The organism is uncultured Shimia sp., assembly GCF_947493595.1.
GTDB lineage: Bacteria > Pseudomonadota > Alphaproteobacteria > Rhodobacterales > Rhodobacteraceae > Shimia.
On sequence record NZ_CANLRL010000002.1, the window covers coordinates 641,157 to 659,885 of the forward strand.

Genomic DNA, 18,729 nt, shown 5'->3' on the forward strand with positions numbered 1-18,729 from the left:
GATGGGACAGATTTTTGCAGATCTTGGCGGTGAGCTGATTACGCTTTTGATTTCGGTGGTGGGCGCGCTGCCGTATGTGGCGCTCTATGTGGGGCTGATACTGTTGGCCTCTTTCCTCTATACGCAGGTCAAGCAACGCCTTGCGGCAACGCAGGATTACACGTCGCTGAAAACGGTTACCTTTGGAGACGAAAGTGCGGTTATCTCCAACAAAGCGGCCTCGGTGATATCCATTGTGTTGATCTTTGTGATTTGGGGAGCCTTTACCGGATCATCATTGTTGCCCAAATTCCTGCACGCACCTGGTCCGTTTGTCGGTGAGGCGACGTTCACCTACACGGTGGAAGCCGAAGACGGCCAAAAGGCCGACGCGACAGTCAATGTTCTGGTGCACAAAGCGGGCGAAAAACCCGAGGCGCCTGTTGCCGCGGAGAATGACGGGATTGCCAAAGATGACGTCCTTGTGGTGCAGGCTTACCGGTCAAAACTGCTGCGCTGGGATGCCAATGATGAGGTGACCCGTAAGGGCGGTGCTAAAATCATTGCCGTGGATGGGCAACCGATTGATCGGGACACCGATGTGCAGGTCGGTTTTGGCCGCGTGGCTTTGACCGACAAAGGCACGCTGAACTTTGAACCCTCCAAGGGCTGGCAGATGGAGAACATCTGGTTGCCTGCGCCGGAAAGCGTGTGGAAGCGGCTGATCTCGGTGAGCCAGGACGGGTATCAGAACGTCACATTGGCAGAGCACCTGAGCTATTCACTGTTCCGCGTGATTGTCGGTTTTGCATTGGGTGCGGCGGTTGGCATTCCGCTTGGCTATGCCATGGGCCTGTCCAATTGGTTCCGCGGCTGGTTTGATCCAATTGTGGAATTCATGCGCCCGGTGCCGCCTTTGGCGCTGATTCCTCTGGTGATCATCTGGGCCGGGATTGGCGAGCAGGGCAAAATCATTCTGTTGTTCCTTGCCGCACTGTGGATCATGGCGATTGGCGCGCGCTCCGGCGTGTCCGGCGTTAATATCACCAAGGTGCACGCAGCCTATTCTCTTGGGGCAAGCAAAAAGCAGATCCTGCGTCATGTGATCATTCCAAACTCATTGCCAGAGATTTTCACAGCTGCCCGGGTTGCAATGGGGGTCTGTTGGGGCACGGTTGTGGCCGCAGAGCTTGTTGCGGCGGAAAAAGGTGTGGGTAAGATGATTGTGGCTGCATCTAAGTTTCAGGACACCGACATCGTTTTGATGGGCATTATCCTGATTGGTATCATTGGCTTTGGAATTGATATGTTGATGCGCTGGGCCGAGAAATATCTGGTGCCATGGAAAGGCAGGGCTTGATCTCGCGGAGCGGGGCCACCGCAAAATCCAGTAAGAAATGAAATCAGGACCGGTGCAAAAGCATCGGTCCTTTTTGCTGCGAAGGTTGACTTTGGCAGCGGGCACTATATGTGGAGCGTGTCGTTGCGCAGCCGCGTGAGCATGCCGCGCCGGGGTTTGTCTTATCCTAAGAGACCTGACAGGCGCATCAGCGACACCTCTCGTTCCCATCACGCAGGGTTCCAACGGACAGGCCGGGCGTGCGCAAAATGATTTGTGCCGTGGCGGTGCTGCCGAACCCGATTGCGGCTCCAAGTGGGGCCGATGACGTTTTGCTGCGTGGCGCCGAGGGCCTGCGCGGCGTGAAAGGACATTTTGTGTCAACATTCGAACAGCTGGGCCTGTCGTCCACACTGCTAAAAGGCTTGGACAAGGCTGGTTTTGACAAGCCGACTCCGATTCAGGAGAAAGCCATTCCTTTGGCCTTGAAGGGCCATGACATTATGGGGCTGGCCCAGACCGGTACCGGCAAATCGCTGGCCTTTGGTCTGCCGATGATGGATCGGCTTTTGGCGACACCGGGTCGCCCTTTGCCCAAATCTGTCAAGGCGTTGGTACTGGCGCCAACGCGTGAGTTGGTCAATCAGATCGCTGACAACCTGCGCCCAATGGTGCAAGGCACGCCAATGAAAGTCATGACTGTGGTGGGTGGTCAGTCGATCAATCGCCAAATTGGGTTGCTGAAGCGCGGGTGCGATATTCTGGTGGCCACGCCAGGGCGGTTGATTGATCTGTTGGACCGCCGCGAAATTGACTTGTCCACCGTTGGTTATCTGGTGCTGGATGAAGCGGACCAGATGCTTGACATGGGCTTCATTCACAGCTTGCGCAAAATTGCGCCACACCTGGGCACACCGCGTCAAACCATGCTGTTTTCCGCCACTATGCCCAAGCAGATGAATGAGTTGAGCCAGAGCTATCTGACCAACCCAAAGCGGGTGGAATGTGCCCCTCCCGGTAAGACAGCGGATAAGATCACCCAGTCGGTGGAATACCACGAAAAGGGCGAGAAGCGCGTTCGCCTGCGTGAAATCCTGAATGAAAACAAAGATAAGAGCACGCTAATCTTCTCGCGCACCAAACATGGTGCGGAGCGGATGATGAAGCAGCTGGTGGCTGAGGGCTTCAATGCGGCCTCGATCCACGGCAACAAAAGCCAGGGTCAACGCGATCGGGCGATCAAGGCCTTCCGCGATGGTGACGTGACCATTCTGGTGGCCACAGATGTGGCGGCGCGGGGCATTGATATTCCGGCGATCTCGCTGGTGATCAACTTTGATCTGCCCAATGTTGCGGAAAGCTATGTGCACCGGATCGGCCGCACCGCGCGGGCCGGGCGTGATGGGCAGGCCATCTCTTTCTGTGCCTCGGATGAGCGGGATTACCTGAAAGACATTGAGAAGCTGATTGGCCGTAAGTTTGACCGGCCGGAGTGGGAACCTGCCGAGTCCAGTAAGCAATATGCGCGGGACGCGCGGGCGGCTGCTGGGCAGGGTCAGAAATCCCGTGGCCGTGGTGGGGCAAACGCCGGTGGCAAACCTGGCGGAAAACCGGGTGGCAAACCGGGCGGGAACGCCGGGGGCAAGCCGGGGGCAGGACGTCGTCGGCGCAACCGGCCGCGCAAGTCCGCCGCTTAAGGCAAAAGAAACAGCCGCAGACGAGGGTCTGCGGCTGTTTCACTTTCAAGGTAGCGAGGGCGGCGTTACGCCATGGGCACGCCGCTGATGGATTTGGTTTCGCAGAACTCTTCCAGGCCCCAAGTGCCACCTTCGCGGCCGTTGCCAGACTGACCATATCCGCCAAAAGGCGAGCCATTGATGCGCGACACGCCGTTGGTTTCTACCATGCCGGAACGGACCTGACGTGCCACACGCAGGCGCTTGTCGTCGTCCTGTGTCTGGATGTAGTTGGTCAGGCCGTACACCGTGTCATTGGCCATCTGAACCGCCTGTTCTTCGCTTTCAAACGGTGAGATTGCCAGCACCGGACCAAAAATTTCTTCGCGGTAGATGGTCATGTCCGGAGTGACGTCGGCAAAGACGGTTGGACGAACATAGAAACCTTTGTTCATGCCTTCGGGTCGGCCCAAGCCACCAGACACCAAAGTGGCGCCTTCTTTGATGCCGGTTTCGATCAGCCCTTGGATTTTGTTGAATTGCAGTTCGGAAACCACAGGGCCGATGTGACGGCCGGACTCTGTGGTGGCACCAACTTGGGTGGCGTCCGCTGCAGCCTTGGCTTGCTCCACAGCTTCGGCATAGCGGCTGCTTTCGACCATCATGCGGGTTGGCGCGTTACAGGATTGGCCAGAGTTCTGCATGCAGTGGATCACGCCGCGCTTCACGGCTTTTTCGTCAGCATCGGCAAAGATGATGTTGGCGCCTTTGCCGCCGAGCTCCAGGCTGACGCGTTTGAGCGTGTCTGCGGCAGCTTTGGAAATGGCGATGCCAGCGCGGGTCGAGCCGGTGAAGCTGACCATGTCCACATCGGGGTGGGACGACAGCTGAGAGCCGACGCCAACGCCGTCCCCATTGACCATGTTGAAGACGCCTGCCGGGAAGCCGGCTTCGTCCATCATCTCGGTGAAGACAATGGAGGAGAGCGGCGCGATTTCGGATGGCTTTAGCACCATGGTGCAGCCGACCAGCAATGCCGGAATGGCTTTCAGGAAGACCTGATTCATCGGCCAGTTCCATGGTGTGATCATGGCGCAGACGCCAATCGGCTCTTTGCGCATGCGGTCTGCGCCCATGGCGTATTCGAATTCGAAGTTTTCGAGGGCCTCCAGGAAACCATCAAGGTGCCAGACACCGGCGCCCCATTGGTTGTTCTTGGCGAGATCGGTTGGCGCTCCCATTTCGAGGCGCATGGCTTCGGCCATGTCATGACGGCGGGCCATGTAGATTTCGCGAAGCTTTTTAACCTTCGCCACACGCTCTTCCAAAGCCGTGTCGGCCCAGGCTGGGAAGGCTGCACGGGCGGCCGCCACAGCCGCGTCGGTGTCTGCTTGATCGCCGAGCGAAATCACGGCGCAGGTGTCTTCGGTGGCGGGGTCAATGACGGGCAGGTCATTGGCGGCAACGGGGTCGACCCATTGGCCGTTGATGTAGAATTGGCGTTTCTCGATCATGGTGTTCACTCCCTCTCGATCTTGGCGTCAGTCTGCGCGGCTAAACGAGGAGCCGCAAGTGGGGCGACGCGCGGTCACAATTAATTTGATCAAATTATTTCTTCCGGTAAAGGGGTGGCGTTCAAAAAAGACAGATGTAGTCTGCGCAATGTCGATATTCGACAAAGAACCGTTTTTACATCCCGCCGGAGCCGCGAGAATTGTCTCGCCTGACGTTGCAAGGCGGCGTGTGCGACCCACAGAGAGGGAGAAACCCATGGGCTTGCGAATCAATGATGTTGTGCCAAATTTCACCGCCGAGACGGATCAGGGTACGATCACTTTTCACGACTGGATCGGCGACAGCTGGGCCATTCTGTTTTCCCATCCAAAAGACTTCACCCCAGTCTGCACCACCGAATTTGGCGCAGTCGCGCAGCTTGCAGAGGAGTGGCAGAAACGCGGCACCAAAGTAATTGGTGTGTCCGTGGATGGGGTGGAAGACCACAAGGGCTGGAAGAAAGACATTGAGTCTTATGCGGGCACTGGCGCGGGTTTCCCGATTATTGCCGATGATGGCCTGGCTGTCTCTAAAGCCTTCGACATGCTGCCAGCGGAGGCCTATTTGCCGGATGGCCGTACCCCTGCGGACAGCGCCACTGTGCGTTCTGTATTCATCATTGGGCCGGACAAGCAGTTGAAGCTGTCGATGACATACCCGATGAACGTGGGTCGGAACTTTGCCGAAGTGCTGCGTGCACTGGATGGTCTACAGACCGCAGCAAAAGAGAATGTGGCCACGCCAGCAAACTGGACCCCCGGGGGTGATGTTGTGATCCCGGTTGCGGTGAGCGACGAAGATGCGAAAGCCAAATACGGTGAGTTCACAACACACTTCCCATACCTGCGCACCACCAAATTGCCGGGCTAAAATCGGTCCATCTGACCAAATTGAGATGTAGGAAAAGCGCGCTGGTTTGACCCGCGCGCTTTTTTTGTTGAGGCCTGTCTCGCCCGACTCTGACGCGAGGTAATTTTAATGCGCAAACTAAATTGACCCTGACAATTAAGCCACTGGAAACAGTTTTGTCCGAAGAAGGGCAAGATGACCCAACGTGCGCAATATCTTCCGGCGATTCTTGCTGTTGTCTTTTGCCTGACCGTAACCCCGGTTTTGGCAATTGTCAGCGCACCCGTGAAAGCGGGTGGGCCGGTCTTGGTTGTCGCGCGTCCTGGGACAGACCTGACAGAACTGGTTGAGGCTTCTGGCGGCTGGGTGGTGGGCGTAGCGCGTGCACCGCTGGCGGTTATGGGGGTGTCAGACGACGACGGATTTGAACAGAGACTGAAACAAAACGGGGCCTGGGCCATTCTGGACGGCGAAGCGCTGGCCTGGCTGTGTGGTGAGACAACATGACAGATGATCTGAAATTGACAAAGGCCCGCCAGACGGGCGTGAAGGTTTTGGCCATTGTGGCCGCTGTTCTGGGCGTTACCGCGACGACCATTGCCTTTATGCGGAGCGGCCAACTTGTGGTGGTTGGCGCTTCGGCTGGAGTGTTTGCTGCGCTAGCGTTTTACGCCTTTCGGTTGGGTGGCAATCTGGCGGCGCGTTTAAGTGTGACCGTGGCGGTGATCGGACAGATTGCTGTGATCCTGGCTGCGATGGCTGGGCATGCGTGGCAGCTGGATGTGCACATGGTGTTCTTTGCTGCGCTGGCGATGCTGACGCTGATGACCTGTCCGGCATCACTGCTGGTGGGGGCAGGCGTGACCGCGGTGCACCACTTGGCGCTGACATTCTTTTGGCCGTCCATGGTTTACCCCTCCGTGGATCTTATGGAAAACATTGGTCGGACCGTGCTGCACGCGGTGGTAGTGATTGCTGAGACCGGCATTTTGTTGACGTCTGTGATGACCACGCTGCGCCAGATGAACGAGCGCAACAAAGAGCAGGCGGTGCTTTCTGAGACCATGGAAGCGCTCAAGGCCGAGAAGACCGGAATCGAAGCGCGTGAAAAGGCGCAGGCCGATGTGGTGAGCACGCTGCACGAGCGGCTGACCCGTATTGCCAATGGCAATTTGGATGCCTCGATCAACCACTCGTTTGACAAGAGCTATGAAGCCCTGCGCAAAAGCTTCAATGATGCGGTGTCTTCGCTGAGCGGGATCATCACATCTGTGACCTCGGTATCGAGCCAGATTGAGGTCGACAGTCGTGAGTTGGCGGAAGTCTCCAACAGCGTGGCGCACAGCACCGAGAAACAGGCGGGTGCCCTGCAAGGTGTGACCGATGCGGTGGAGCAGATTGCCGATGCGATGAACGGGGCTGTGGAGAAAGCCAAGTCTACGCAGGAACGGTTTGACCACACCCGCAATATGACCAGCAACGGCGCAGAAGTGGTGCGTCAGGCGGTGAGCACCATGGATGAGATCGAGGCGTCGTCGTCTCAGATTGACCACGTTGTGACGCTGATCGAAGACATCGCCTTTCAGACCAACCTGTTGGCGTTGAATGCCGGTGTGGAAGCGGCGCGGGCCGGGGAAGCTGGTGCAGGCTTTGCAATCGTGGCTTCCGAGGTTCGGGAATTGGCGCATCGCTCAGCGGAAGCAGCGCAGAACATCAACAAGCTGATCTCGGAGAGCAACGGCCATGTAACCAACGGCGTGGCCTTGGTGCGGCAGGTTGGCGAGGCGCTGGAGGCGATCTTGGGGGATGTGAACCAAGTGTCCGGCAATGTGGCAGAAATCTCCGATGTGTCCAGCGAACAGGCGCAGTCGGTTGAGAAAATCCGCGGCAGTATGCAGACCATTGGCAGCGAGACGCAGGCCAACGCGGCGCGGGCGGAGGAGGCCTCTGCAGCGACGTCCAGCCTGGATATGGCGGTGGATCGTTTGGTCGATGCGCTGGCCGGGTTCCGTGTGGCAGCTGAGGCGCCGCAGACCGGTGATGTGGAGATGTTTGACGAAGATGGCGATGACGAGGCTTGGGCCGCCGCCTAATCCGGTCAGATGTAGAAAAAGAAAAGCGCCGGCGGGGAACCGCCGGCGCTTTTTTGTGTTTGGTTTGTGCTTACTCGCCGTAGGGCACCCAGATGTTTTTGACTTCGGTCGCCGCCTGCAGGAACTCGCGCCCTTCGCCTTCTGTACCCATCCAATCACGCGCGAGGCCATTGTTGACCCAGGTGCGCTTGAGGTTGCCAGCGCTGGCGTGTTCGATCTCGGCAGAGACATCTGAGGAGGAGAACGACCAGACCGCGTCCACATCCAAGTGACCAGCCAATGGACCGGCCAGTTCGGCGTGGGAGCCGGTGAGGATGTTGACCACACCGCCCGGTACATCGGAGGTTTCGAGCACCTGATAGAAGTCGGTGGCGGCCAGAGGGAAGGCTTCTGAAGCGACCAGTACAGTGCGGTTGCCCATCGCAATAGCCGGCGCCATTGCGGAGATCAGGCCCAGAAGTGGCGCGTCATCTGCACAGAGCGCACCAATCACGCCCACGGGTTCCTTCATCGCCAGCGCCACGCCGCGGATTGGCACGCCATGCGCCTGACCGTCATATTTGTCGGCCCATGCGGCGTAGGTGAAGAGGCGGCGGATCGAGGTTTCAACCTCTGCAGCGCCGGTCTTTCCGCCGGTCAGAAGGTTCACGCGTGTGGCAAACTCGTCTTTGCGGGCGGAGAGGTTTTCCGCGATGTAGTAGAGGATTTGCGCACGCAGGTGACCTGTGGTGCCGGACCAGCCTTTGGCCGCATGAGCAGCCTCAACCGCGTTGCGGACGTCTTTGCGATTGGCAATCGGGGCCTGGCCCAGAAGCGCGCCGGATTTGCCGTAGATGTTCTGGCTGTAGCCACCATCTGGACGCGCCTGTTTGCCGCCAACGTAGAGCTTTGGCGTGCGGTCCAATGGATCGGTTGGGCCTTTATCGCCTGTGAAGGCTTCGACAGGCTTGAGCGCCTTGGGCGCGCCTTTGGGTTGGGTATAGGCCGCCAGACCTTCCCATCCGCCTTCGCGGCCGTAGCCACTTTCGCGCACACCGCCAAAGCCAGCAGCGGCGTCAAACAGGTTGGTGGCGTTGACCCAGACCACGCCGGCCACGAGCTTTGGTGCGATGTCCAGCGCGAGGTTCACATTCTCGGTCCAGAGTGTCGCCGCCAAGCCGTAGCGGGTGTTGTTCGCCAGCTGCACGGCCTCGGACGGCGTGCGGAAGGTGGTAGAGACCAGCACTGGGCCGAAGATCTCTTCCTGCATCAGCTTGGAAGAGGGGGCGAGGCCGGTGATAAGGGTTGGTGGGTAGAAGCAGCCCTCGACTGGCATGTCGATCGGAGCGTGGTAAGTTTCGCCATCGGTGTTGCCTGCAACCATGTCGGTGATGGTTTGCAGCTGGACCGGATCGACCACAGCACCCACGTCGATGCATTTGTCCAGCGGGTTGCCGATGCGCAGACCGTCCATGCGGGTCTTAAGCTTGCGATAGAACGTCTCTGCAATGCCTTCCTGAACCAGGAGACGAGACCCGGCGCAACAGACCTGACCCTGGTTGAACCAGATGGCGTCGACCAGACCTTCGATGGCGGAGTCAATGTCGGCATCTTCGAAAACGATGTATGGGGATTTGCCGCCCAGTTCCAAAGTCAGCGACTTGCCGGAGCCTGCGGTGGCTGCGCGGATGCGCTTGCCGACATCTGTGGAGCCGGTGAAGGCGACTTTGTTGATGTCTTCATGCGCGCTGATCATTTCGCCCACGGCGCCGTCACCGGTGACGATGTTGACCACACCGGCGGGCAAGCCTGCTTGCTGACAGATGTCGGCAAAGGCCATGGCCGTGAGAGAAGTGTATTCGGCTGGTTTAAGAACAACGGTGTTGCCCATCGCCAGCGCAGGCGCAACTTTCCAGGCCAGCATCAGCAGCGGGAAGTTCCATGGGATGATTTGACCGCAGACACCCAGCGCTTGCGCGTTGGGCAATTCCGCTTCCATGAGCTGCGCCATGCCAGCGTGGTAGTAGAAATGGCGCTGCACCAGCGGGATATCGATGTCGCGGCTTTCACGGATTGGTTTGCCGTTGTCCAGCGTTTCCAGAACCGCAAACAGGCGGCTGTGTTTTTGCAACAGGCGCGCAATGGCGTAGAGGTATTTGGCGCGACCATGGCCGCCGAGACCTTCCCATTTGGCTTGGGCTTTGCGCGCAGCTTTGACAGCGGCGTTGACTTCGTCCTGCGAGGCCTGCGTCAGATCAGCCAGAGTTTCGCCGTTGGCGGGGTTCTTGGACTGGAAGTCCTTGCGTGGAGTGGTCCAGTCGCCGTCGATGAAATGGCCAAAGGCCGCGCCTTGATCAACAATCCAGGCCAGCGCATCTGCGGCGCTTTCGGGGGCGGGGCCGTAGTCCATGGTGTCAAAAATCTCTTTAACGGTCATTTGTCTTCCCCTTACGAGGTTATCTTGTGAAGCGCGGTCTGAAGCTCTTCGGACGGCACTGTTTCGCTGTGTAAAATGCCGGCCATGACGGCTTCGGCAATTTGGGCGGTTGTTTTGTCGAGCAGGTCCGGCTGCGTGTGCGCGTGTTCAAAAGCCTCTTGCAGGAAGTCGGCAAGGCGAGCTTCCAAACCGACACCGGACTGGTGATCGTCACATCGAGCGACCCACGTCCGTTGGGACCAGACCTTCATTCGTAGAAGGTGTTGATCCGGGATCGGAGCGTTGGTGTTTGGGGCTGCGCTCACAGAGGTATCCTTAGGCCATCGCGTGGCGGTAGCCGGCAGAGTAGTGGCCGGTGACGTGGTGCTCGAGCTGACGCTCGATGTCGTTGAGCAGGGAGGACGCGCCAAAGCGGAAGAGATCCGGCTGAAGCCAGCGGTCGCCCAGCTCGTCTTTCATCAGCGACAGATACACCAGCGCGTCTTTGGCTTTGGAAATGCCGCCCGCCGGTTTGTAGCCCACGCGGTAACCGGTGCGGTCATAGTAGTCGCGGATGGCGCGGATCATCACAAGGGAGACGGGCAGGGTGGCGTTTACGCTTTCCTTACCGGTGGAGGTTTTGATGAAGTCGGCGCCAGCCATCATGCACACCAAGGACGCACGGGCGACGTTGCGCAACGTGCCCAGCTCGCCGGTGGCCAGAATGGCTTTGACGTGGGCGTCGCCACAGGCTTCGCGCATCTCTTTCATTTCGTCATAAAGCGCCTGCCAGTTGCCTTGCAGCACGTGGCGGCGGGTGATCACGATGTCGATTTCTTCTGCACCTGCTTTCACGCTTTCGCCTATCTCGGTGATGCGCAGGTGGTACGGGGACAAACCTGCTGGGAAGCCGGTGGACACAGCCGCTACAGGAATGCCTGTGCCTTTGAGTGAGGAAACAGCGGTTTCAATCATGTCGTGATAGACACAGACTGCACCGGTGGTCAGGCCGGTCATGCCTAGTTCATCGAGAATGTCGGAGCGCACCGGCTGTTTGGCCTTGGCGCAGAGGCGCTCCACGCGGCCTTCACTGTCGTCACCTGACAGGGTGGTCAGGTCAATCAGGGAGATCGCCTTGCACAACCATGCGGCCTGATAGTCTTTCTTGACCGAGCGGCGACCCGACAAGGTCTTAGCGCGGCGTTCAATGGCCGAGGTGTTGGCTTGCACGGTGCGAACCCAATCAAGGTCCAGCGCCATCCCAGGGTTGCGCGGTTCCAGCGCGGTGGGCAGTTGATGCCCTTCGGCGGTCATGGTGGGCGTTTGCATCAATCCATCCTGTTGCGGAAAACAGGGGTGAAAATGCCTCAGAAGCACTGGTCTTGGCAAGTCTCAGAACGACACTCCAGCTACTTTTTTGACCATTTAGTCAACAAAAAGATGAGAATAAGTCGCAATTGCGTTGACACTTCTGCGAATGGTTCTCATATTCAGGTGGAGCAACAGCACAGGTGATCAATGCGATTCTCTCGTCGAGGTTTTATTGTGGCAACGGCTGCGGCCAGTTTGACCGGCGTAAGTCCAGCCTATGCGGGTGGAAAATTGCAGGTTGTCGCCACCACAGGCATGATTGCAGACACTGCGCGGCGCATTGGCGGCGATGCGGTTGAGGTGAAGGGCCTTATGGGGCCGGGTGTGGACCCACATGCCTATCGCCAGACCCGCACGGATATTGTGGCATTGACCAAAGCGGACCTGGTTCTGTGGCATGGCTTGTATCTTGAGGCGCAGATGGAAGACTTCTTCCACAAGCTGGAAAAGCGCGGCACCGTGGTTGCGGTAACCGATACCATGCCACGTGATGTGCTGCGCGGGCATGACGATTATGTGGACAAGTTCGACCCGCATGTGTGGATGGATCCACGGCTTTGGGTGTTTGTGACTGAGCGTGTGCGTGACGCGCTGATCGAGAAAATGCCTGCAGCCAAGGCACAGTTTGTGGCCAACGCAGAGGCCTTCCTCGCGGAACTGTCTGACTTGAGCGACTATGCGGAGAAATCCTTGACCACGGTGCCGGAAGAGGCGCGCATTCTGCTGACCGCGCATGATGCCTTTGGCTACTTTGGGGCCGCTTATGGCTTCTCGGTTCTGGGGGTGCAGGGCATTTCCACCGAGAGCGAAGCTGGCCTCAATCGGATTAGCAGCCTGGTGGACACATTGATCGAGCGCGACATCAAAGCGGTGTTTGTGGAGAGTTCTGTGTCAGATCGCACCGTGCGGGCGCTTGTCGAGGGCGCGGCGGCCAAAGGTCATGGTGTGGCAATCGGCGGGGAGCTGTACTCGGACGCGATGGGGCCGGATGGCACCTACGAGGGCACTTATGTTGGCATGATCGATCACAATATCACCGTGATCAGTGATGCGCTTGGCGGAGATGTGCCGGAACGCGGCATGAACGGACGCCTGTCGGCGGGATCTTGAGGACAAGAACATGAGCCTAGAGTTGGCAGCAAACATGGGGGCAGCGCCCAAAGCAGAGATCCCGGCGGACAGCCCGTTGGCGATCCGCGGCATGACGGTGTCTTACGGACAGAAACCGGTGGTGTTCTCGGTGGATATGACCGTGACCGAAGGCTCAATGACAGCCATCATTGGTCCCAACGGTGCGGGCAAGTCGACCTTGTTAAAAGCCGCATTGGGCATTGTGCAGCCGCTGGCTGGGCAGGCGCTGGTCTATGGCAAGCCCTTGAAAGCTTCACGGCATCGCATTGCCTATGTGCCGCAGCGTGCCAGTGTGGACTGGGACTTCCCCACGCGGGTGATTGATGTGGTGCTGATGGGACTCTATCGCGAGTTGGGCTTGCTGCGCCGTATCCATCCGCACCACATTGAAAAGGCACGCGCCTGTTTGGAACGTGTAGGCATGACCGATTTTGCTGATCGTCAGATCGGGCAGCTCTCCGGCGGACAGCAACAACGTGTGTTCCTTGCACGGGCGTTGGCACAGGAAGCAGATTTGTATCTGCTGGATGAGCCTTTTGCCGGTGTTGATGCGGCCACCGAAAAAGCCATCATTGATGTGCTGAAATCCCTGCGCTCTGAAGGCAAAACCGTTGTCGCGGTGCATCATGATCTGACCACGGTCCGCAGCTATTTTGACCGGGTGTTCTTGATTAATACGCGCAAGATGGCGGAAGGCACGGTGGATGAAGCGTTTACGCCAGAACATCTGAACCAGACTTACGGCGGGCGGTTGGCAACAGGCCAGATCGACCAGCTGGAGCTGGCGGGCTAACCTATGTTTTGGAATGCGTTGACTTTGCAGCTTGGCTACAACGCCACGCTGGTGACTATTGGTGCGACCTTGCTTGGCATTGCGGCAGGTGTGACCGGGACTTTTCTCTATTTACGCAAGCGTGCATTGGTCAGTGATGCGATCAGTCACGCGACCCTGCCAGGTGTGGGGATTGCCTTTATGCTGATGGTGCTGCTTGGTGGTGACGGGCGCGCCTTGCCAGGTTTGCTTTTGGGGGCGGCGGTATCGTCCTGGATTGGCTTGTTGTGTGTGAGTTGGCTCACACGGTTTACACGGCTGTCCGAGGACGCGGCGATTGGCGCTGTTTTGTCGGTATTCTTTGGCTTTGGCATTGTGTTGCTGACGGTGATTCAAACCATGGGCGCGGGACGTGCGGCCGGTTTGGAAGGCTTTCTGTTGGGCTCCACGGCAGGCATGTTGTTCAACGATGCTTTGGTTATTGCGGGCGGGGGTGCGTTGACGCTCTTGGCGGTTGTGATCTTACGCCGGCCAATGACGCTATTGGCGTTTGATCCGGAATATGCGGCGTCGCGAGGTGTCAATGTCGGGCGCATGGACCTTGCGATTATGGCGCTGGCGCTGGCGGTCACGGTGATTGGGCTCAAGGTTGTGGGGCTGATCCTGATTGTCGCCATGCTGATCATTCCGCCGGTTACAGCCCGGTTCTGGACCGAGCGTACAGACCATATGATTCTGATTTCAGGGCTTTGTGGCGGATTGGCAGCCTGGATTGGCGCAGCGATGTCTGCCGTGGCGCCTGCCATGCCAACGGGACCTATCATTGTTTTGTCGAGCTTTGCGCTGTTTGTATTGTCGCTATTGCTGGCGCCCAATCGGGGTGTGTTGGCGGTCTACCTGAGGCACGTACGGTTTCAGCGGCGGGTGCATATGCGCCAAGGGCTGCTGGCTTTGGCGCAGGGGCAACCGATTTATGAGGGCTTTACCTTGCGTCTTTTGCAACGGGCGGGATTGGCGCAGGCCGACGGCGTTGCCACCGACGCGGGGCGGGCACGGGCAGCAAAAGCTTTGCGGGACGAAAAACGCTGGGAGCTGGTGCGGGCGGACCAGGCCTTTGAGAGTGCCGCAGCGCTCTATGACGGGCTGCGCGACATTGAGACTGTGCTGACCGGAGACCAAATTTCGGAAATAGATCAACGCATTGGTGGGCCACAGGGGGTGACGTCATGAGTGGTGAAGAGTTTGTGCCGCTGTCATTGACGCCGATGCTGATTGGCGTGTTGGCCGCCGTGGCTTGTGCTTTGCCGGGCAACTTTCTGGTGTTGCGCAAGCAGGCGCTGATTGGGGATGCGATTTCCCATGTGGTGCTGCCGGGCATCGTGGTGGCGTTTTTGATTACTGGCGTGGTGGCTGCTGCGCCAATGATGTTGGGCGCAGCTGGGGCCGCGTTGGTTTCCGTGGTGATGATCGAAGCCATTCGACGGCTGGGCAATATCGAGCCGGGTGCGGCGATGGGCTTGACGTTCACCACGTTGTTTGCAGCAGGTGTTTTGCTTTTGGAACAAAGTGATACGTCTTCGGTGCATCTGGACGTGGAGCACGCGCTTTATGGCAATCTGGAAAGCCTAATCTGGTTGGATGCGATTGGCTGGTCAAGCTTGCTTGACCCAGTAGCCTTGGCGGGATTGCCGCCGGAATTGGGGCGTGTGGTTGTGGCGTTGCTCGGTGTCTGCGTTTTCTTGTGGCTATTCTGGCGGCCTTTAGTGCTGTCGACGTTTGACGAGAGCTTTGCACAAGCCATGGGTATCGCGACCAATCGTTTGGGTGTGGCGCTGGTGATGGTGGCAGCTTTGGCGGCGGTGGCGGCGTTTGATGCGGTGGGGTCGATCATCGTGATTGCGATGTTTATCTGTCCACCAGCAGCGGCCCGTTTGATGACCAATCGTTTGGAACGTCAAGTTGCCTGGAGCGTTGTTTTTGCAGTGCTTTCTGCGGTTTTAGGCTATGTGATCGCGGGGTACGGGCCACTGTGGCTGGGCTTTGACAATGCGGTCAGCGCAGCGGGGATGATCGCGACGGTATCCGGCATTATCCTTGCATTGGCCGCGTGTTTTGCACCCCACCGACATCGCAGCGGGGCGCCTGCGGTTTAGGCCGCTTGTTGGGTGTTGTCCCCGGCGAGGCGGGTCCAGGCGTCGTATTGCGCGAGGAAGACCTCGCCGCTGAGGTCATCGAGGAAGTGGCTGCGCTTGAGGCGGTCCATGACGGGGCCTTTGACCTCTGAGAAATGCAGGCGGATGTTGAGCTCTTTGAGGCGGGAGTTGATCGCCTCCAGACTTTCCAACGCGCTCATGTCGATTTCGTTCACAGCCGAGGCCATGAGCACCACATCGGTGATCGGTTGGTCACAGACCACGCGGTCATAGACGTAGTCTTCCAAGAAGCGTGCGTTGGCGAAATACAGGCTTTCATCAATGCGTAACGTGACCAGATGTGGCGCGGTTTTAACCTTATGGCGCAGGATGTTACGGAAGTGCTGTGTTCCGGGCACAAGGCCGACCTCTGCCACATGCGGACGGCTGGTTTTGTAAAGATGCAGCGCGATGGAGAGGATCACACCGGCGCTGACACCGACTTCAACACCAAGTCCCAATGTGAGCGCAATTGTGGTGGCAACGGCGGCAAAATCAACGCGAGAGTAGCCCCAGGCATGGCGCAGTATGGAGAGGTCCACGAGGCTGAGCACGGCGACGATGATGGTGGCGGCGAGGGTGGCTTTGGGTAGGAAGAATAGCAGGGGCGTGAGGAAGAGCGCAGCGCCCGCGATGCCAACGGCGGTGAAGGCCCCGGCGGCGGGAGTTTGTGCGCCTGCGTCGAAGTTCACAACAGAGCGGGCGAAGCCGCCAGTGACCGGGTAACCACCTGAAATCGCTGAGGCAATGTTGGAGGTGCCGAGGCCGATGAGCTCTTGATCAGGGTCGATGCGCTGGCGGCGTTTGGCGGCCAAGGTTTGCGCAACGGAGACGCTTTCAACGAAGCCGATGATGGAGATCAGCAGTGCGGCCAAGAAGAGTTGGGACCACAGGTCCGGGGAGAAACTGGGGGCGGAAAGTGGCGGCAGGCCGGTTGGAACGGTGCCGACAATTGCCACGCCTTTCCCTGCAAGGTCAAAGGCATAGACGGACAACGTGGTCGCGGCGACGGCGGCGACGGGGCCGGCTTTGGTGAGCACGTCCGCGAGGCGAGGACCGACGCCGGTTTTGAGCAGGAGCGGTTTGAGGCCTTTGCGGGTCCAGAACAGGAAGGCCAAAGCGGTTGCGCCGAGGGCCAACGTGTAGAGGTTGGTTTCTGGCAAATGGGTCACCAGTGAGGTGAGCAATTCGGGCAAGGTGTGGCCGTGGGCTGTGACGCCGAGGATGTGTTTCAACTGGCTTGTGGCGATCAGGATTCCGGAGGCGGTGATGAAGCCTGCGATCACCGGATGGGACAGGAAATTGGCAAGGAAACCAAGGCGTAAGAGGCCCATGAGGGTGAGCATGACGCCGGACATGAAGGCCAATGTAATCGCCGCAATCAGGTACTCTGTTGTGCCTTGTAAAGCGAGGTTTCCGAGGGCGGCGGCGGTCATCAGGGAGACCACGGCGACCGGGCCGACGGCGAGCACACGGGAGGTGCCGAAGATGGCGTAGGCGACCAAGGGTAAGATGGAGGCGTAGAGACCCACTTCGGGCGGGAGACCGGCAAGCAGGGCGTAGGCCAGGGACTGTGGAATCAGCATGATGGTCACGATCACGGCGGCCATGAGATCGGCGCCAAGTATCTGACGGTCATAGGTTTTTGCCCATTGAAGGATGGGGAAGTAACGCTTGAGCTGCTGTGGCATTGGGGCCTCATGAGAGTCGCGGTTGCGCTCTATATATTCCAAAAATGGAATAAGAAAACCCTTACAGGAAAACTTGTCGGAAAATAGCGGCTCGGCTCAAAGGTTAACGCAGTCAAATCGAACAAATGGCGCGTCGGTATTGCGTCGGTATCGCGACTGTTTTGCGGAGGTGCAAAAAGTGACGCTCACGTCAGGTTAACGGCCTGTCGTGCGTGCGGCCCGGAGCGATGTGCCCCGAGCCGCAGAGGTTTTAGGCGGCCGCGAAGCCGGTGTCCAAAGCGGAGAGAATGGTGTTCACCTCGTCCTCGGAGATGGTCAGCGGCGGGGACATCAGGATGTTGTGTGCGCCCAGACGCACCATGGAGCCGGCCTGATAGGTGGCCTCGTGGATCTTTTTCATGGTGGCCATGTCCATCGGAGTTTTGGCGGTGGCGTCAGAGACCAGCTCGATGCCCGTCATGAGGCCGTGGCCGCCACGCACGTCGCCGATGATGTCGTATTTGTTCGCCAGTTTTTTCACACCTTCGAACAGCTGTGTGCCACGGAAGGCGGCGTTGGTTTTGACATCCAAACGGGTGGTCTCCGCCAAAGTGGCGATCACGGCGGCGGAGCCAACCGGATGGGCGGAGTAGGTGTAGCCGTGGAAGATGCCGGCTTCGCCGGTTTGGTCGTTTTCAAACACGTCGGCCACTTTGTCGCCGACCATGCAGGCACCAACTGGGAAGTAGCCGGAGGTGATGCCTTTGGCGGTGGTCATCATGTCAGGCTGCACACCCCAGTGCCGTGCACCGGACCAGTCGCCGGTGCGGCCAAAGCCGGTGATGACTTCGTCAGAAATCATCAGGATGCCGTGGCGGTCGCAGATCTCGCGCATCAGCTTCATGAAAGAGGCGTCCGGCACAATCACACCACCCGCGCCCTGGATAGGCTCCATGATGAAGGCGGCGATGGTTTTTGGGTCCTGGAACGCGATCTCGTCTTCAAAAGCGGCGGCGATGTTTTGCGCCAGCTGGGCCGGATCGGTCTCGTTGAACGGGTTGCGGTAGGGGTAAGGCGACGGCAGGTGGAAGCAACCGGGCAGCAGCGGTTCGTAGTTGATGCGGAAACGGTTGTTGCCATTCACGGACGCGCCGCCAAAGTGGGTGCCGTGGTAGCCTTTTTTAAGGCTGATGAATTTGGTGCGGGTCGGCTCGCCGCGCAGGCGGTGGTACTGGCGGGAGAGACGCAGGGCTGTTTCTACGGAATCAGAGCCGCCCGACGTGAAGAATACGCGGGACATGCCGTCCTCAGCGAAAAACTCGCGTACGGCATAAGAGGCTTCAATGGCCGGTGGGTTCGAGGTGCCAGCAAAGGCAGAGTAGTACGGCAGATCGTAGAGCTGTTTGGCGATGGCCTCTTTCACCACGTCGTTGGAATAGCCGAGGTTGACGCACCACAGGCCGCCCACGGCGTCCACGGTGGAGTGGCCGTCGATGTCGGTGATGTTCACACCTTCGGCACCCTTGATGATCTTGGGCGGGGTGCTGTGGCTGTCCGCGGGTGCGCCCATCGGATGCCAAAGATGGCGGGCGTTGTTTTCCGTCAGGAAGTTGTCGTCTTTCATGGCTGTGCTCCCTTGGGTGCAGGGGTGATTCCTGCGTGTTTTTGAAATTTGATCAAATTATGGGGTTGTGGTGAGACTCTGTCC

At 58.6% G+C, this 18,729-nt stretch carries 15 protein-coding genes; 9 read left to right on the forward strand and 6 right to left on the reverse strand.

Going from position 1 to position 18,729, the window contains the following annotated elements; all coding sequences use genetic code 11:
* Position 1 precedes the first annotated feature (1 nt).
* Entirely contained in the window at positions 2-1,339 is a 1,338-nt protein-coding gene (locus Q0955_RS08605) for an ABC transporter permease (protein WP_299423058.1), read from the forward strand.
* A gap of 356 nt (positions 1,340-1,695) precedes the next feature.
* The gene (locus Q0955_RS08610; protein WP_299423234.1) at positions 1,696-3,015 is read left to right on the forward strand and encodes a DEAD/DEAH box helicase; all 1,320 of its coding nucleotides are present in this window, start codon (positions 1,696-1,698) and stop codon (positions 3,013-3,015) included.
* A 65-nt stretch (positions 3,016-3,080) separates the two neighbouring features.
* On the opposite strand, the gene Q0955_RS08615 is transcribed toward Q0955_RS08610, so the two are convergent.
* Positions 3,081-4,508 carry an aldehyde dehydrogenase family protein gene (locus Q0955_RS08615; RefSeq protein WP_299423061.1) on the reverse strand — a complete coding sequence of 476 codons (1,428 nt, stop codon included), beginning with the start codon at positions 4,506-4,508 and terminating at the stop codon, positions 3,081-3,083.
* Between the two features lie 256 nt (positions 4,509-4,764).
* On the opposite strand from Q0955_RS08615, the gene Q0955_RS08620 reads away from it, so the two are divergent.
* From Q0955_RS08620 to Q0955_RS08630, 3 genes are all read left to right on the forward strand, one after another.
* Complete coding sequence (locus Q0955_RS08620; protein WP_299423063.1) at positions 4,765-5,418, forward strand: peroxiredoxin; 654 nt, start codon at positions 4,765-4,767, stop codon at positions 5,416-5,418.
* 174 nt (positions 5,419-5,592) lie between these two features.
* Positions 5,593-5,904 carry a hypothetical protein gene (locus Q0955_RS08625; RefSeq protein ID WP_299423066.1) on the forward strand — a complete coding sequence of 104 codons (312 nt, stop codon included), beginning with the start codon at positions 5,593-5,595 and terminating at the stop codon, positions 5,902-5,904.
* Positions 5,901-7,490 (forward strand): methyl-accepting chemotaxis protein, encoded by a 1,590-nt coding sequence (locus Q0955_RS08630; protein WP_299423069.1) that lies wholly within the window; start codon positions 5,901-5,903, stop codon positions 7,488-7,490. Before Q0955_RS08625 ends, Q0955_RS08630 begins: the two co-directional genes overlap by 4 nt.
* Positions 7,491-7,560: 70 nt before the next feature.
* On the opposite strand, the gene Q0955_RS08635 is transcribed toward Q0955_RS08630, so the two are convergent.
* From Q0955_RS08635 to deoC, 3 genes are read right to left on the reverse strand one after another with little or no spacing between them, the layout of a single operon-like run.
* The gene (locus Q0955_RS08635; protein ID WP_299423072.1) at positions 7,561-9,906 is read right to left on the reverse strand and encodes an aldehyde dehydrogenase family protein; all 2,346 of its coding nucleotides are present in this window, start codon (positions 9,904-9,906) and stop codon (positions 7,561-7,563) included.
* An 11-nt stretch (positions 9,907-9,917) separates the two neighbouring features.
* The gene (locus tag Q0955_RS08640) at positions 9,918-10,211 is read right to left on the reverse strand and encodes a hypothetical protein (protein ID WP_299423075.1); all 294 of its coding nucleotides are present in this window, start codon (positions 10,209-10,211) and stop codon (positions 9,918-9,920) included.
* A gap of 10 nt (positions 10,212-10,221) precedes the next feature.
* Entirely contained in the window at positions 10,222-11,214 is a 993-nt protein-coding gene (deoC, locus tag Q0955_RS08645; RefSeq protein WP_299423078.1) for a deoxyribose-phosphate aldolase, read from the reverse strand.
* A gap of 189 nt (positions 11,215-11,403) precedes the next feature.
* Here deoC and Q0955_RS08650 point away from each other — a divergent pair, with 189 nt between their 5' ends.
* From Q0955_RS08650 to Q0955_RS08665, 4 genes are read left to right on the forward strand one after another with little or no spacing between them, the layout of a single operon-like run.
* The gene (locus Q0955_RS08650) at positions 11,404-12,366 is read left to right on the forward strand and encodes a zinc ABC transporter substrate-binding protein (protein WP_299423081.1); all 963 of its coding nucleotides are present in this window, start codon (positions 11,404-11,406) and stop codon (positions 12,364-12,366) included.
* A gap of 10 nt (positions 12,367-12,376) precedes the next feature.
* Positions 12,377-13,180 (forward strand): metal ABC transporter ATP-binding protein, encoded by an 804-nt coding sequence (locus Q0955_RS08655; protein ID WP_299423084.1) that lies wholly within the window; start codon positions 12,377-12,379, stop codon positions 13,178-13,180.
* Between the two features lie 3 nt (positions 13,181-13,183).
* Complete coding sequence (locus tag Q0955_RS08660; RefSeq protein WP_299423088.1) at positions 13,184-14,389, forward strand: metal ABC transporter permease; 1,206 nt, start codon at positions 13,184-13,186, stop codon at positions 14,387-14,389.
* On the forward strand, positions 14,386-15,312 hold the full coding sequence (locus Q0955_RS08665) for a metal ABC transporter permease (RefSeq protein WP_299423091.1): 927 nt from the start codon (positions 14,386-14,388) through the stop codon (positions 15,310-15,312). Before Q0955_RS08660 ends, Q0955_RS08665 begins: the two co-directional genes overlap by 4 nt.
* On the opposite strand, the gene sulP is transcribed toward Q0955_RS08665, so the two are convergent.
* Together sulP and Q0955_RS08675 are read right to left on the reverse strand one after the other, a co-directional pair.
* A complete protein-coding gene (sulP, locus tag Q0955_RS08670; protein WP_299423094.1) occupies positions 15,309-17,042 on the reverse strand; it encodes a sulfate permease in 1,734 nt (577 codons plus the stop codon). The genes Q0955_RS08665 and sulP overlap by 4 nt on opposite strands.
* Before the next feature lie 250 nt (positions 17,043-17,292).
* Positions 17,293-18,645, reverse strand: coding sequence for an aminotransferase class III-fold pyridoxal phosphate-dependent enzyme (locus tag Q0955_RS08675; RefSeq protein WP_299423097.1), 1,353 nt, complete (start codon positions 18,643-18,645; stop codon positions 17,293-17,295).
* Positions 18,646-18,729: the final 84 nt, after the last annotated feature.